Raw genomic sequence first — 14,451 nt, 5'->3', positions numbered from 1 at the left:
TCAGCGCAGCCGGCGCACTTCCATCACGCCCGCGACCGGGTCGTAGTAGAACCAGTCGCTGGCATTGCCCGCGAGCCAGTCGATGCGCGCGCGCGCCGATGCCGGCACGTGGCACAGCACGCCCAGGCCGTAGTCGTCGCCCGTCGCCACCGGCGCCGGCGGCGTGTCTGCCAGCAGGTCCTGCAGCGACGCCGGCTTCTCGCCCCAGGTCAGGCAGTCCGCGTCCGTGCTGCTGTCGGCGGGCCAGTCCATGCGGGTCCAGAACGCCTCGCGGCCGCGCGCGCCCATCCGCTGCGCGTCCACCTGCTCCTCGTCCGCGGTGCGGGTGAGGCGCCACGACGGCGCTTCACCCTGCACGATCCAGACCACCTCGTCGCGGTCGGCGGTCGCGCCATGGCCGTACTGGCCGGTGAACGGCGCAGGTGGGGCGGCCTGGGTGGTTGGCGCAAGGAGGAGCAGCGAAAGCAGGGAAACACGCATCGGGTCAGTCCGCCCAGGCTTCGACATAGAGGGTGCGGGCGGCATCGTCGGGATCGACGTGGATCCAGATGCCGCCGGCATCGGAGGTGGGAAGGTAGAGGCCGTCGTCGGCCTCCAGCATGGTGCAGGCGGTGGCGGGCGCTTCATCGGCCAGCGTCCGGGCCAGGCAGCTGTCCTCGACGAACCGCCGGATCGCCGGGCCGGCGGCGGCGAACGGCGCAGCCAGCACGTACTGGTGGTCGCCCCAGCGCTGCGAGTCCATCAGTCGCACCTCGGCCACCGGCAAGCCGGCAAGCTGCACGCGGTCGGGCTGCAGCAACGCGCGCGCGGTCACCGCAGTGAGGCGCTCTTGTGCGTCGTCGGCCAGCGTGTCCTCGCAGTCCAGTTCGATGCGCGACACGCGGGTCCGCCATCCTGGCGCCAGTTCGTCCACGCGGCGCGCACGGATGCGCTCGCAGGTGGGCGGCGCCTGCCGTCCGTGCACCGCGTGCTCGTCCGGCACCACCATCACCAGCGCGGGAAAATCACCGCCGGCCACGTGCAGCACGCGCGGTGCATCCACCTCCCCGGCACGGACACGTGCGCCCGCGACCAGCAGCAGGACGGCGGTGGCGATGGCAAGCAGGTGGCGGCATTCCATTGCGTCACTCCGGCGGGAAGAGCGGGTGGCGTCAACGTGCGCTGTAGGCGTGGACTTCGTCCACCAGCACGGCGACGTGGTCGGGATTCATGTCCGGCGACATGCCGTGGCCGAGGTTGAACACGTGGCCGTCGCGCGAGCCGCCGTTGCCGTCGCGGTAGCTGTCCAGCGCACGGCGGACTTCGCGACGGATCGCCTCGGGCGCGCCGTACAGCGTGGCCGGGTCCAGGTTGCCCTGCAGCGCGACCTTGCCCTGGGTGCGGCGCGCGGCCTCGCCCAGTTCGACCAGCCAGTCCACGCCGACGCCGTCGGCGCCGCTGGCGGCCAGGTCTTCCAGATATGCCGCCGTGCCCTTGCCGAACAGGATCAGCGGCGCCTTCCCGGCGCCTTCGCCACGGTCCAGTTCGCGCGCGATGCGCTGCAGGTAAGGCAGGGAGAACTCGCGGTACATCGACGGCGACAGCACGCCGCCCCAGGTGTCGAACACCTGCAGGGCCTGCGCGCCGGCCGCGCGCTGCGCGGACAGATAGGCGATGACGGCATCGGTGTTGACCGACAGCAGGCGGTGCAGCGTGGCCGGATCGTTCAGCGCCATCGCCTTGATGCGGGCGAAGTCCTTGCTGCCGCCGCCTTCGACCATGTAGCAGGCCAGCGTCCACGGACTGCCGGAGAAGCCGATCAGCGGCACCTTGCCGTCCAGCTCGCGGCGGATCACCCGCACCGCGTCCATCACGTAGCGCAGCTCGGTTTCCATGTCCGGCACGGCGAGCTTCGCGGCGTCTTCCGCGCTGCGCACGGTGCGCTCGAACTTCGGGCCTTCGCCTTCGACGAAGTACAGGCCCAGGCCCATGGCGTCGGGGATGGTCAGGATGTCGGAGAACAGGATGGCTGCATCCAGGTCGAAGCGGCGCAGCGGCTGCAGGGTCACTTCGCAGGCGATCTCGGGATTCTTCGCCATGCCCAGGAAGCTACCGGCCTCCTTGCGGGTGGCGCGGTACTCCGGCAGATAGCGGCCGGCCTGGCGCATCAGCCACACCGGCGTGCGGTCCACGGGTTCGCGGCGCAGCGCGCGCAGGAAGCGGTCGTTCTTCAAAGCGGTCATCGGGGGAATCCGAAAAGGGTTACTTGGGCGCGTCGGCGCCGCGGGCGAACATCAGCTGGAAGCCGCGCTTGAGGTGGCTGTCGCGGGCCTTCTCGAACGCGGCATTGGCCTCGTCCTGCAGCAGGTATTGCTCGCGCTTGAGCGCCGCACGGCCGCCGATCTGGCCCGTTTCGCGCAGCAACTCCCAGCCGCCGAACAGATCGGGCTGCAGGGTCAGCTGGACGTAGCGGGGCGCTTCGCCCGCGTCGGGGCGTTGCTGGAGGAAGACGCGCATGGCGGCATTTTAGCCGGAGAGCACGGCCAGCACGCGGGTCTCGTCGACATCCGGTACCACCTCGGCCTGGCCCAGGCCGCGCCACAGCACCAGGCGCAGGCGGCCGGCCACGTTCTTCTTGTCCAGCCGCATGCGGGCCAGCAGGGCCTCGGGGGCGAGGCCGGCCGGTATCCGCACCGGCAGCCCACAGGCCGCCAGAAGGGCTTCCAGGCGGGCCGTGTCGGTCGCCGGCGCCATGCCGAGGTCGGCCGACAGGCGCGCGGCCAGCACCATGCCCACGGCCACGGCCTCGCCGTGGTTCAGGTTGTCGTTGCCGACGCCGCCGTAGCCCTGCTCGGTCTCGATGGCATGGCCGAAGGTGTGGCCGAAGTTCAGCAGCGCGCGCTCGCCCTTCTCCAGCGGATCGCGGGCGACGATCTCGGCCTTGTGCTCGCAACTGGCCGCGATGGCCAATGCCAGCGCCTCGGCGTCCATCGCCAGCAGCGCGTCGCGTTCCTGCTCCAGCCACTGGAAGAAGCGCGCGTCGCGGATGGCGCCGTACTTGATCACTTCGGCCAGGCCGGCGCGCAGTTCGCGCGGCGGCAGCGTCGCCAGTGCATCGGTGTCGGCGAACACCGCCCGCGGCGGATGGAAGGCGCCGACCAGGTTCTTGCCCTGCGGGATGTCCACCGCCGTCTTGCCGCCCACCGACGAATCCACCATCGACAGCAGCGTCGTCGGCACCTGCACGCAGTCCACGCCGCGCATCCAGCAGGCCGCCGCGAATCCGGCCAGGTCGCCGACCACGCCGCCCCCCAGCGCCACCACGCAGGCGTCGCGGGTGGCGCCCAGGGTCGCCAGCGCCTCGATGGCGTGGCCGAAGTGGGACAGCGTCTTCGATTCCTCGCCGGCCGGCAGGATGAAGGTGCCGATGGCCAGGTCCGGCCGCGCCGCATGCAGGGCTTCGCGCACGGTGCCGGCGTACAGCGGCGCGACGATCGAGTCGCTGACCAGCAGCACGTGGCGGCCGCGCACGTGCCGCGCGAGCGCGGCGCCGTCGGCCAGCAGGCCCGGCCCGATGGCGATGGAATATGGAATCTCGCCGCCGACATCGACGGTACGTGCGTGGCTCATGCGTTCTCTTCGATGGGCTGCCAGCGGTGCGCCAGCAACTGGGTCAGGCGGACGGTGGCCTCCGGCGGCGTCAGGCCGTCGGTGTCCAGGGTCAGGTCGGCCACGTCGCGGTACAGCGGCTCGCGCTTCACCGCCATGTCCTGCAGCACCTGCTCGCGGTCCGGCCGCTGCAGCAGCGGGCGGTTCGTGCAGCGGCCCAGCCGCTTCAGCTGCGCCTCCACGCTGACCTGCAGGTAGACCACGTAGCCGCGTTGTTTCATCCGTATCCGGTTGTCGGCGTCCAGCACCGCGCCGCCGCCGGTCGAGATCAACTGGCCATGGCCGGCCAGCAGTTCGTGCAGCGTGGCCTTCTCGCGTTCGCGGAAGCCGGCTTCGCCCACGTGTTCGAACAACGTGGCGATGCTGGCGCCGGTGCGGTCGACGATGGCCTGGTCCGCATCCACGAACACCAGCCCGAAGCGCTCGGCCACGCGCTTGCCGATGGAGGTCTTGCCCGCCCCGGTGGGGCCGACCAGGATCAGGTTGGGGGCCGGATTCATGATGGGACAGATGCTAGCACCGCCCGCGCGCATGGCGTGGACTTAACAGCTGCAGGTCTACGGTGGTCGTCCGGCGCTGTGCCGGGACAACCGAAGAGGGGACATCATGTCCGTCGCCAAGATCATCGAGGTCAATGCGTCGTCGAAGACCAGCATGGAAGACGCCGTCAAGGTCGGCCTGAAGAAGACCTCCGAGACCGTGAAGAACATCAAGGGCGCCTGGGTCAACGAGATCAAGGTGGTCACCGACGACGACGGCAACGTCACCGAGTGGCGGGTGAACCTGCGGATCAGCTTTGTGGTGACCTGAGGGGGCTCAGTCGCGGACAGGCCGTTGTGGGAGCGACGTCAGTCGCGATGCCGACATCCGGGCGCTTCATCGCGACTTACGTTGCTCCCACACCTGGCATCAACGGGACACGGGCCTGTGCGCCTCGTCGAGCACGACAACGCGATCCGCCCTCGCCGGCAGCGTCGCCAGCAGGTGGCGGCTGGTGCGTTCGTAGTGCTGGATGAAGTGCTCCAGTTGCGCGCGGTCCATGCCGTGGCGATCAGGTGTCCGCGCCACCATCGCCTGTTCCTGCTGCCAGCGCCACGTCCGTACGATCTCGAAGCCGGGCGGCTGCAGGAACCACAACGCATCGAGGCGTGACCACAGCGCCGGATAGTCGCGGCGCAGCGCGTCATTGCAATGGCGCCGCCAGCGGCCGTCCCGGTCTTCGTCGCGTTCCAGCGCGTTGATGGGCATGGCCAGCGCCGTGTCGTCTTCCGGCGTGGCGCCCACGCACCAGCCTTCGAACAGCACCAGGTCGACGCGTCCGCGCACGCGCGTCCATGCCGCGTTCGCCACGCGATCGTCGGCCAGCTTGTCGAAACGCGGCAGGTCGATGTCCTCGCCCGCCTTCAGGGCATCCAGCACGCGGCAGCCCAGCGCCACGTCGTGCGTGCCCGGCGGGCCGCGCGTTGCCAGCAACGGATGCACGTCGCGCGCCAGGCGCAGGCGTTCGGCCTGCGTCAGGTACAGGTCGTCCAGCGACAGCACCGCCACGCGCAGGCCGTCCGACTCCGCCCGGGCGGCGATCTGCATGGCCAGTGTGGATTTGCCGCTGCCCTGCAGGCCGCTGATGGCGAACACGGGCGTGCGTGCCGGCAGCGCACGTGCGGCGGCCAGCGCTGCGGCCACGAGCGGGCCGGGAAAGCCATCGGGATGCGTTGCCTGCGCCATCGCGCGACAATAGCGCATGCCCGGCATGCGGGCGCCGCCCCGACACCGCCATGACCGACCTGTACGCCGAAGCCCTGTCCACGTTCGCCACACTGTTCGGCGAAGCGAAGGCCGCCGGTACCGAAGTGGAGCCGAATGCGATGACGCTGGCGACCGCCACGCCCGACGGCCACCCGTCCGCACGGACCGTGCTGCTGAAGGCCTTCGACGAGCGCGGCTTCGTCTTCTACACCCACACGCACAGCCAGAAGGGCCGCGAACTCCGCGACAACCCGCGCGCCGCGCTGCTGTTCCTGTGGCGCAGCCTGCGCGAGGCCGGCATCCAGGTGCGCGTGGAAGGCCCCGTCGCCCCGGTCAGCGAGGCCGAAGCGGATGCTTACTTCGCCTCGCGTCCGCGCCAGAGCCAGCTCGGCGCCTGGGCTTCGATCCAGTCGGAGACGCTGGATTCGCGCGAGGCGTTCGATACCCGCGTGGCCGAAGTGGAAGCGCGCTTCGCCGGCGGCGAGGTGCCACGGCCGGACGGCTGGAGCGGCTACCGCGTGGCGCCGGAGGCGATCGAGTTCTGGTACGGCGCGCAGTTCCGCCTGCACGAGCGCTGGCGTTACGAGTGCGACAGCGCCGGCGCCTGGAGCAAGCGGATGCTGTTCCCGTGAGCGACAGGCAAGGCTCTTGTAGGAGCGACGTAAGTCGCGAGCTTTTCCCAGCGCTCCAACAGTTCGCGACTGACGTCGCTCCCACAGGACAGGTGTCGCAATGATGGGTCCGCGACGCATCGTCTGCCTGACCGAGGAGCCCACCGAGACGCTGTACGCGCTGGGCGAACAGGACCGCATCGTCGGCATCAGCGGTTTCACCGTGAGACCGCCGCAGGCACGCAAGGAGAAGCCGAAGGTCAGCGCCTTCACCAGCGCGAAGATCGGCGAGATCCTGAAGCTGCAGCCGGACCTGGCCATCGGCTTTTCCGACATCCAGGCCGATATCGCCGCCGAGCTGGTGCGACAGGGCGTGGAAGTCTGGATCAGCAACCACCGTAGCGTGGACGGCATCGTCGACTACGTGCGTCGCCTCGGTGCGCTGGTGGGCGCCGCCGCGCGCGCCAACGACTATGCCGATGCCCTGCAGCGTGGACTGGATGAGGTGCGTGCGCAGGCCGCGCAGCTGCCGCGCCGGCCGACGGTCTATTTCGAGGAATGGGACGAGCCGCAGATCACCGGCATCCGCTGGGTGTCGGAGCTGATCGGCATCGCCGGCGGCGACGATGTGTTCCCGGAGCTGGCGAAGGAATCGCTGGCCAAACACCGCATCCTCGCCGATGGCAGCGAGGTGGTGCGCCGCGCGCCCGACATCATCCTCGGCTCTTGGTGCGGCAAGAAATTCCGCCCCGACCGCGTCGCCGCGCGTCCCGGCTGGGACGCCATTCCCGCGGTGCGCGACGGCGAACTGCACGAAATCAAGTCGCCGCTGATCCTGCAGCCGGGACCGGCGGCGTTGACCGAGGGCGTGCAGGCGATCGCGGCGATCATCCAGGCGTGGGCCGCGCAGCGCACCTGAGTGGGAAGCTGCATCGGTCGGATGCGGGATGTCATGTCTGGGAGCGACGTAAGTCGCGATGGGCCACCGCGGTGCTTCATCGCGACTTACGTCGCTCCCACAGGCTGGCTCCCCTTCGGGCGAATGCTGCCTGCCTCAGAAATTCCGCTGGAACTTCACCGTTTCGGTGCGCCCGCCCGCCGTCACCACCACCTCGAAGCGGTAGGAGTTGCGCGGCGAGATGCGCGCGGTGCCGATGTGGTCGGTGTAGCCGCCGGCGTCCACCTTGCGCAGTGTGAGGGTCTGCCGCGCGCCGGACAGGTCGTGCGCGCTGACGGCGACGTCGCCTTCCGCATCGACCTCCTCGTCGCCCTTGATCTCGCGCAGGGCCACCAGCACCAGCGCGGTGTCGGCGTCGCGCGGAACGCCGTACTGCTTCGCCACCGGTGCGCTCAGGGCCAGCGTCGGCAACGCGTTGTAGCGCACGCGCAGGGTGCCGAAGTCGGCTTCGGCCGGCGAGGCCTGCACGAACTCCGCCGTGCGCGGCGCCTCGCCGCCGGAGCAGGCGGACAGCAGGGCCATCAGTGCGGCGGCGAACAGGGAGGTGCATTTCATGACAAGGGCTCCTCGGCAACGCGAAGGCATACGGCGTTCCGCACGGACGGGATGCAGCGTCACTCGTTCGCTGCCGACAGCTCGCCGCCGCGTACGGTCGCCGCATGCACCGCCTTCGCCACCAGGGCCTCGAAGCCACCGGCCTGGAACGTCTCGATGGCGGCCTGGGTGGTGCCGTTCGGCGAGGTCACGCGGCGCCGCAGCTCGGCGGGCGTCTCGTCGCTCTCGGTCAGCATGCGCGCCGCGCCCAGCACGGTCTGCAGTACCAGCGTGCGCGACGCCTCGGGCGACAGGCCTTCCGCAACCGCCGCCGCCTCCATCGCTTCGGCCAGCAGGAACACATAGGCCGGGCCGCTGCCGGACACGCCGGTGACGGCATCCATCTTCGCTTCGGCGTCGATCCACACCGTCGGGCCAGCGGCGGACAGCAGCAGCGCCGTGCGCTGGCGACCGGCGTCGTCGACCTCGTCGCTCGCGTACAGGCCGGTGACGCCGGCGCCCAGCAGGGCAGGGGTGTTCGGCATGCTGCGCACGACGGCCACGCCGCCGCCCAGCCAGCGCTGCATCTGCGCGGTGGTGATGCCGGCGGCGATGGACACGGCCAGCGGACGCTGCGCCTGCGCCAGCGGCGCCAGGCCTTCGCACACGGCGCGCATCACCTGCGGCTTGACCGCGAACAGCCAGGTGTCGGCGCCGTGCGCGGCCTCCCTCGCGTCGGCGAAGACCTGCACGCCGAAGTCGGCGGCGAGGGCAGCGCGCAGGGCATCGGCGGGTTCGGCCACGCGGATGCGCGTGGGGTCGGCCCCGCGCTTCAGCAGGCCGCCGATCAGGCTGCGCGCCATATTGCCGCCGCCGATGAAGGCCAGCGGATGGGTCAGCAGGGAGGAAGTGGGCGACGCCGTGATGGCCTGGGGTCCTGGGCAGAATGTGGAAAGGAAGCGGTCATGCCGGCCGCGCACCGAACAGCGCGGTGCCGATGCGCACCATCGTGGCGCCGTGCGCGATGGCCAGGGCGAAGTCGTCGCTCATGCCCATCGACAGTGTGTCGACCTGTGCGTGCCGTGCGGCCAGCGCGTCCTGCAGCGCCTGCATGCGGACGAATGCGGCGATGCGACGGGCGGCCTCCGGATGCGGTGCCGGGATCGCCATCAGGCCGCGCAGGCGCAGCGTCGGCTCGGCGGCGATGGCGTCGGCCAGGGCGCCGATCTCCTCCGGCCGGCAGCCATGCTTGCTCGCTTCGTCGTCGATGTTCACCTGGATCAGCACGTTCAAGGGTGCGCGGTCGGCAGGGCGATACCGTGACAGCGCGCCGATCAATTTGTGACGGTCGACCGTTTGCACCCAGTCGAAGAGGCGCGCGGCGATGTCGGCCTTGTTGGACTGCAGGTGGCCGATGAGATGCCATTCCAGTCCCATGCCGGCCAGTTCGCCGATCTTGTCCTGCGCCTCCTGCACGTAGTTCTCGCCGAACGCACGCTGCCCGGCACGCGCCAGTTCGGCCACGGCCGAAGCGGTCTGCCGCTTGGACACGGCCAACAGCGCGGGGGCTGGCCGATGTGCGGCATTCGCTGCGTTTTCAAGGCGTTGCAGGGTCTCGCTGAGGGTGTCGGCGAGCATGTGGGTCCAGCCATTGGCGGAAACGATGAGGGCGCTATACTGCCCTCCGGGGAATCAAGGTTCCAGTTCGCAGCAACTTGGGGAAGCAGCGTCATGGATATCGCCGAACTGTTGGCGTTCTCGGTAAAGAACAAAGCGTCCGACCTCCACCTGTCAGCCGGCCTGCCGCCGATGATCCGCGTGGACGGCGACGTGCGTCGCATCAACATCCCGGCGCTCGACCACAAGCAGGTGCACTCGCTGGTCTACGACATCATGTCGGACAAGCAGCGCCGCGACTTCGAGGAATTCCTCGAGGTCGACTTCTCGTTCGAGATCCCGTCGCTGGCGCGCTTCCGCGTCAACGCGTTCAACCAGAACCGGGGCGCGGGTGCGGTGTTCCGCACCATTCCGTCGGATGTGCTGACGCTGGAGGACCTGGGCTGCCCGCCGCTGTTCCGCGAGCTGATCCAGCAGCCGCAGGGCCTGATCCTGGTGACCGGTCCGACCGGCTCGGGCAAGTCGACCACGCTGGCAGCGATGATCGACCACATCAACAAGAACGAATACGGCCACATCCTCAGCGTCGAGGATCCGATCGAATTCGTGCACACCTCGCAGAAGTGCCTGATCAACCAGCGCGAAGTGCACCGCGATACGCACGGCTTCAACGAAGCGCTGCGTTCCGCGCTGCGCGAAGACCCCGACTACATCCTGGTCGGCGAGTTGCGCGACCTGGAGACCATCCGCCTGGCGCTGACCGCCGCGGAAACCGGCCACCTGGTGTTCGCCACCCTGCACACCAGCTCGGCGGCCAAGACCATCGACCGCATCATCGACGTGTTCCCCGCCGGCGAGAAGCCGATGGTCCGTTCGATGCTGTCCGAGTCGCTGCGCGCGGTCATTTCGCAGGCGCTGCTGAAGAAGATCGGCGGCGGCCGTACCGCCGCCTGGGAAATCATGGTGGGCACCCCCGCCATCCGCAACCTGATCCGCGAGGACAAGGTGGCGCAGATGTACTCGGCCATCCAGACCGGCCAGAACTACGGAATGATGACCCTCGACCAGCACCTGCAGGACCTGGTGAAGCGCAGCCTGATCACGCGCCAGCAGGCCAAGGAATACGCCAAGGAGAAACGTCTCTTCGAGTGATCGAAGCGACGTGGGAACTGGGAATAGAGAATCGGGAATAGTTCAAAGCTGGGACACGGAAGGGCTGGAACGGATCAGCGGCACGATTCTCCATTCCCCATTCCCTATTCCCGGCTCCACAGGAGCCACCCATGAGCACCATCGATTTCACCTCCTTCCTCAAGCTGATGGCGCACCAGAAGGCGTCGGACCTGTTCATCACGTCCGGCATGCCGCCGTCCATCAAGGTGCACGGCAAGATCTCGCCGATCACGCAGACGCCGCTCACCTCGCAGCAGTCGCGCGACCTGGTGCTGAACGTGATGACGCCGGCGCAGCGCGAGGAGTTCGAGAAGACCCACGAGTGCAACTTCGCCATCGGCGTGGCCGGCGTGGGCCGCTTCCGTGTCAGCTGCTTCTACCAGCGCAACCAGGTGGGCATGGTGCTGCGCCGGATCGAGACGCGCATCCCGACCATCGAAGAGCTGAACCTGCCGCCGGTGATCAAGACGCTGGCGATGACCAAGCGCGGCATCATCCTGTTCGTCGGCGCGACCGGCACGGGTAAGTCCACCTCGCTGGCGGCGATGATCGGCTACCGCAACCAGAACTCGACCGGCCACATCATCACCATCGAGGACCCGATCGAGTTCGTGCACAAGCACGAGGGCTGCATCATCACCCAGCGCGAGGTCGGCATCGACACCGACAGCTGGGAAGCCGCGTTGAAGAACACCCTGCGCCAGGCGCCGGACGTGATCATGATCGGCGAGGTGCGCACCCGCGAGGGCATGGACCACGCCATCGCCTTTGCTGAAACCGGCCACTTGGTGCTGTGCACGCTGCACGCCAACAACGCCAACCAGGCGATGGACCGCATCATCAACTTCTTCCCCGAGGACCGCCGCCAGCAGCTGTTGATGGATCTGTCGCTGAACCTCAAGGGCGTGGTGGCGCAGCAGCTGATCCCCACGCCGGACGGCAAGGCGCGCCGCGTGGCGATGGAGATCCTGCTGGGCACGCCGCTGGTGCAGGACTACATCCGCGACGGCGAGGTGCACAAACTGAAGGAAGTGATGAAGGAGTCCACCAACCTCGGCATGAAGACCTTCGACCAGGCCCTGTTCGAGCTGTACCAGGCCGGCGAGATCAGCTACGAGGACGCGCTGCGCTTCGCCGACTCGCAGAACGAAGTGCGCCTGCGCATCAAGCTTGCCCAGGGCGGCGACGCCCGCACGCTGGCGCAGGGACTGGACGGCGTGGAGATCGCGGAAGTCCGCTGATCCCATACGCAAAGCGGCACACCGGAAAGGGGCGGGCGACCGCCCCTTTTTCGTGGGCGATGAAGACGGTGGAGCGATTCGCGCGGGCGATGATGCGCGGTGGTGGACGACGGCCGGAAGTGGACGCGCGAAGTGCCGGCGAGGTTGGCTCGCCTGTCCGCGCGACAGCATTTGTCTGTATGGACACCACCTCACTTTTTGTGCGCGTTAGTATCCATCGGCGAATCGTGTACGCGTGACGTGGACGATTGCGTGGTAGGACCTTGGCGGCTTAGAACGCAAAGGGTCTGCAAGGATTCGGAGCATCGTTCGTCCAAGCGGGCGCGCTGTCAGGGGCACAGCGTCATTGCTTTGATTCGAGCGCTGCAACAACACTTCATGGAGGAAGCATGTCGCGTACGTTTCTTGTCCTGGTCTCGATCCTGGTGGTGCTGGGCGCCGGTCACCACGCATACAAGCACATCAAGGCTAAGTTGCAGTCCTCGATGACGGAGACTGCCATCGTCGCCTCGTCACGCAATACCGTGGTGGTTTACGGTCGCGACGGCTGCGGCTACACCCGGCAGATGCTCGCGTCCCTGCAGGGTCGCAACATTCCGGTCACCTACGTCGATATCGACCGTCCGGGCGCGAGCCAGGCCTTCCATGAGCGCTTTGATGGATCAGGACTGGCAGACCATCGCGGTTACGCCCTGCCCGTCGTTGAAGTGGATGGTGAGGCCCATGCGCGCCCCAGTCCGGACGTGGTGGCGTACCACTTCCAGACACGGGACTGATCCGACTTGATCGGGAATCACCAGAATCTTTGCAAAGGATGGAATGACGCATGAGAAACAAGATCTCCGGCGTGATCGGGATGCTCTGGGGCGGCGGCATCGTGGTGTCGCGACTGCTGTCCGATTCACCGGCCGAGGGCGCCTATCAGGCGGGTCAGACTGCCGGGCTGGCGTTCGGCGTGGTGTTGCTTGGCGCGGGTCTCTACTACTTCTTCAAGAAGCCGTGAGCGGTGATTGAGAGGATGTCGTGTCCATGCTGGACTGGTGACGCCATTCCTGGAGGGAAACGGGGTGCGGATTACTTCCCGGAGGCGGGAGTCCGAGGCACCCTGGGCCAGCCCGTTGCCGCAGGAAGCAAAGCAGGAAACCTGCTTCTGAGCTTTGCTGTCGGGATCAACGTCCCGCGGCATTCATCCATGGCGGCCGCTGCTTGGCGGCGCGCTTGAAGGCGGGGCAGTCCTCGCGGTGGGCGCCGGGCAGGTAGCCCAGGCTCATCAGGAACTCGTTGGTGATCTCGCCGCCGGTGAAACGGAAGGTCTTCTTGAACAGCTTGATCCACTCCGGCTTCGGCAAGGGGTGGTGGGCGTCCAGCCAGGCGGCAAAGCTGCCGTGCGTACCGCGGAGCTGCTGGATGACCTGGGCGTTGTGGATGGCGGCCTCGACCTTCAGGCGGTTGCGGATGATGCCGGGGTCGGCCAGCAGGCGGGCGCGGTCCTGCTCGCCGTAACGGGCCACCGTGTCGACATCGAAGCCGCTGTAGGCGGCGCGGAAGCCCTTGCGCTTCCTCAGCATCGTCTCCCAGCTCAGGCCGGCCTGGTTGATCTCCAGCAGCAGGCGCTCGAACAGCACGGACTCGTCCCGTTGCGGGAACCCGTACTCGCGGTCGTGGTAGGGGCCGTGCAGGGGATGGCCGGGGGCGATGTCGCAGTAGCCGGACATGGGCGTGCGCCTGAAGAGGAATGGCGATTCTAGGGCCAGTTGCGGACAGGATCCGTCCGTGAAGGCGCGAGGCGCGCGGGGGCGGGCTAGAATGTCGGCCATGCAAGATGCCGCCACGCCCCTGGCCAACCAGCTGCTGATCGCCTTGCCGGCGCTGTCCGATCCCAATTTCGCGCGCGCTGTCACCCTGATCTGCCAGCACGACGACGAAGGCGCCATGGGTGTGGTCGTCAATCGTCCGTCCGAGTACACGCTGGGCGAGGTGCTGCGGCAGATGAACCTGGCCTCGCACGATCCGCGCTTGGACGAACAGATCGTATTGGCCGGTGGCCCGGTGCACCCCGAGCGCGGCTTCGTGCTGCACGACAGTGCGCGCGCGTGGGAATCCACGCTGGAAGTCGCCAGCGGCCTGTACCTGACCACCTCGCGCGACATCCTCGAAGCGATGGCCGAAGGCGAGGGCCCGGCGCACGCCGTGGTGGCGCTGGGCTGTGCGGGCTGGGGTGCGGGCCAACTCGAATACGAACTGGGCGAGAACAGCTGGCTGACCGTGCCCGCCGATGCCGACCTGCTGTTTGCCGTGCCGCTGGAACAGCGCTGGCAGACCGCGGGCCAACGGATCGGCGTGGACATGACGCGCCTGACGGACTACAGCGGCCACGCATGAACCCGCATCCGCCGACGTCGCGTTGCCGCACGCCGCTGCAGGATGGCGCAGACCGCATCGAACGGAGGCACTGGGCATGAAGCTGGACGGCACCGTACTGGGATTCGACGTGGGCGCCCGCCGCATCGGCGTGGCGGTCGGCAGCGCGTTCGGCACCGGCGCACGCGCGCTGGCGGTCATCGACGTCCATGGCCATGGCCCCGACTGGCAGGCGATCGACAAGCTGCATGCGGAGTGGAAGCCCGATGGCCTGGTGGTCGGCGACCCGATGACGCTGGACGGCGGCGACCAGCCGATCCGCAAGCGCGCCCATGCCTTCGCCCGCGAGCTGCGCACGCGCTACCAGTTGCCGGTGGTGCTGGTGGACGAACGCACCAGCTCCGTCGAGGCGTCGCAACGCTTCGCGCTGGACCGCGCCGAAGGTCGCAAGCGCCGGCGCGATGCCGCCACGCTCGACGCCGTCGCCGCCGCCGTCATCATCGAACGCTGGCTGGCCGCGCCGCACGACGCGACCCTGCTGACCTGACCCTTCCCGACCGCA

Annotated in this window: 20 protein-coding genes; 9 read left to right on the top strand and 11 right to left on the bottom strand. The window is 68.5% G+C overall.

Annotation, left to right across the window (positions count from 1 at the left end):
- Genes ASD77_RS01800 through ASD77_RS01775 form a run of 6 tightly spaced genes read right to left on the bottom strand, consistent with a single transcriptional unit; the run spans position 1 to position 4,148 of the window.
- Positions 1-480, bottom strand: a complete 480-nt coding sequence (locus ASD77_RS01800) for a hypothetical protein (RefSeq protein ID WP_055936484.1) — start codon at positions 478-480, stop codon at positions 1-3.
- A 4-nt stretch (positions 481-484) separates the two neighbouring features.
- Positions 485-1,120 (bottom strand): hypothetical protein, encoded by a 636-nt coding sequence (locus ASD77_RS01795; protein WP_055936481.1) that lies wholly within the window; start codon positions 1,118-1,120, stop codon positions 485-487.
- 31 nt (positions 1,121-1,151) lie between these two features.
- Positions 1,152-2,222, bottom strand: a complete 1,071-nt coding sequence (gene hemE / locus ASD77_RS01790) for a uroporphyrinogen decarboxylase (protein ID WP_055936477.1) — start codon at positions 2,220-2,222, stop codon at positions 1,152-1,154.
- Between the two features lie 19 nt (positions 2,223-2,241).
- Positions 2,242-2,496 (bottom strand): WGR domain-containing protein, encoded by a 255-nt coding sequence (locus tag ASD77_RS01785; RefSeq protein WP_055936474.1) that lies wholly within the window; start codon positions 2,494-2,496, stop codon positions 2,242-2,244.
- Positions 2,497-2,505: 9 nt separating this feature from the next.
- On the bottom strand, positions 2,506-3,609 hold the full coding sequence (gene aroB / locus ASD77_RS01780; RefSeq protein WP_055936471.1) for a 3-dehydroquinate synthase: 1,104 nt from the start codon (positions 3,607-3,609) through the stop codon (positions 2,506-2,508).
- Positions 3,606-4,148 carry a shikimate kinase gene (locus tag ASD77_RS01775; protein ID WP_055936469.1) on the bottom strand — a complete coding sequence of 181 codons (543 nt, stop codon included), beginning with the start codon at positions 4,146-4,148 and terminating at the stop codon, positions 3,606-3,608. Before ASD77_RS01775 ends, aroB begins: the two co-directional genes overlap by 4 nt.
- A gap of 106 nt (positions 4,149-4,254) precedes the next feature.
- Between ASD77_RS01775 and ASD77_RS01770 the strand changes: the two genes are divergently transcribed.
- Entirely contained in the window at positions 4,255-4,458 is a 204-nt protein-coding gene (locus ASD77_RS01770) for a dodecin family protein (RefSeq protein ID WP_055936466.1), read from the top strand.
- A 99-nt stretch (positions 4,459-4,557) separates the two neighbouring features.
- Here ASD77_RS01770 and ASD77_RS01765 read toward each other — a convergent pair whose 3' ends face one another.
- Complete coding sequence (locus ASD77_RS01765; RefSeq protein ID WP_235578447.1) at positions 4,558-5,391, bottom strand: kinase; 834 nt, start codon at positions 5,389-5,391, stop codon at positions 4,558-4,560.
- Positions 5,392-5,423: 32 nt separating this feature from the next.
- Here ASD77_RS01765 and pdxH point away from each other — a divergent pair, with 32 nt between their 5' ends.
- Both pdxH and ASD77_RS01755 read left to right on the top strand, forming a co-directional pair.
- Entirely contained in the window at positions 5,424-6,026 is a 603-nt protein-coding gene (pdxH, locus tag ASD77_RS01760; RefSeq protein ID WP_055936460.1) for a pyridoxamine 5'-phosphate oxidase, read from the top strand.
- 103 nt (positions 6,027-6,129) lie between these two features.
- Positions 6,130-6,924: a cobalamin-binding protein gene (locus ASD77_RS01755; protein ID WP_055940861.1), complete on the top strand. Its 795-nt coding sequence runs from the start codon at positions 6,130-6,132 to the stop codon at positions 6,922-6,924.
- Positions 6,925-7,059: 135 nt separating this feature from the next.
- On the opposite strand, the gene ASD77_RS01750 is transcribed toward ASD77_RS01755, so the two are convergent.
- From ASD77_RS01750 to ASD77_RS01740, 3 genes are read right to left on the bottom strand one after another with little or no spacing between them, the layout of a single operon-like run.
- Positions 7,060-7,518: a DUF4426 domain-containing protein gene (locus tag ASD77_RS01750; protein WP_055936457.1), complete on the bottom strand. Its 459-nt coding sequence runs from the start codon at positions 7,516-7,518 to the stop codon at positions 7,060-7,062.
- Positions 7,519-7,577: 59 nt separating this feature from the next.
- Positions 7,578-8,423, bottom strand: coding sequence for a pyrroline-5-carboxylate reductase (proC, locus tag ASD77_RS01745; protein ID WP_055940858.1), 846 nt, complete (start codon positions 8,421-8,423; stop codon positions 7,578-7,580).
- A 37-nt stretch (positions 8,424-8,460) separates the two neighbouring features.
- Positions 8,461-9,135, bottom strand: a complete 675-nt coding sequence (locus ASD77_RS01740; protein WP_055936454.1) for a YggS family pyridoxal phosphate-dependent enzyme — start codon at positions 9,133-9,135, stop codon at positions 8,461-8,463.
- 93 nt (positions 9,136-9,228) lie between these two features.
- On the opposite strand from ASD77_RS01740, the gene ASD77_RS01735 reads away from it, so the two are divergent.
- From ASD77_RS01735 to ASD77_RS18355, 4 genes are all read left to right on the top strand, one after another.
- Complete coding sequence (locus ASD77_RS01735) at positions 9,229-10,266, top strand: type IV pilus twitching motility protein PilT (protein WP_055936451.1); 1,038 nt, start codon at positions 9,229-9,231, stop codon at positions 10,264-10,266.
- A gap of 131 nt (positions 10,267-10,397) precedes the next feature.
- Positions 10,398-11,528, top strand: coding sequence for a PilT/PilU family type 4a pilus ATPase (locus ASD77_RS01730; RefSeq protein ID WP_055936448.1), 1,131 nt, complete (start codon positions 10,398-10,400; stop codon positions 11,526-11,528).
- A gap of 389 nt (positions 11,529-11,917) precedes the next feature.
- Positions 11,918-12,304 carry a glutaredoxin domain-containing protein gene (locus ASD77_RS01725; protein ID WP_055936445.1) on the top strand — a complete coding sequence of 129 codons (387 nt, stop codon included), beginning with the start codon at positions 11,918-11,920 and terminating at the stop codon, positions 12,302-12,304.
- Positions 12,305-12,354: 50 nt separating this feature from the next.
- On the top strand, positions 12,355-12,531 hold the full coding sequence (locus tag ASD77_RS18355) for a hypothetical protein (RefSeq protein ID WP_200947346.1): 177 nt from the start codon (positions 12,355-12,357) through the stop codon (positions 12,529-12,531).
- A gap of 166 nt (positions 12,532-12,697) precedes the next feature.
- Here ASD77_RS18355 and ASD77_RS01720 read toward each other — a convergent pair whose 3' ends face one another.
- Positions 12,698-13,243: a DNA-3-methyladenine glycosylase I gene (locus ASD77_RS01720; protein WP_055936441.1), complete on the bottom strand. Its 546-nt coding sequence runs from the start codon at positions 13,241-13,243 to the stop codon at positions 12,698-12,700.
- A 100-nt stretch (positions 13,244-13,343) separates the two neighbouring features.
- Here ASD77_RS01720 and ASD77_RS01715 point away from each other — a divergent pair, with 100 nt between their 5' ends.
- A complete protein-coding gene (locus ASD77_RS01715) occupies positions 13,344-13,910 on the top strand; it encodes a YqgE/AlgH family protein (protein WP_055936439.1) in 567 nt (188 codons plus the stop codon).
- Between the two features lie 76 nt (positions 13,911-13,986).
- Positions 13,987-14,436 (top strand): Holliday junction resolvase RuvX, encoded by a 450-nt coding sequence (gene ruvX, locus ASD77_RS01710; RefSeq protein WP_055936436.1) that lies wholly within the window; start codon positions 13,987-13,989, stop codon positions 14,434-14,436.
- Positions 14,437-14,451: the final 15 nt, after the last annotated feature.

This window comes from Pseudoxanthomonas sp. Root65, from assembly GCF_001427635.1.
Classification (GTDB): Bacteria; Pseudomonadota; Gammaproteobacteria; order Xanthomonadales; family Xanthomonadaceae; genus Pseudoxanthomonas_A.
The sequence above is the reverse complement of the archived record's forward strand: the minus strand, read 5'-3'. Positions and strand labels throughout refer to the sequence as shown.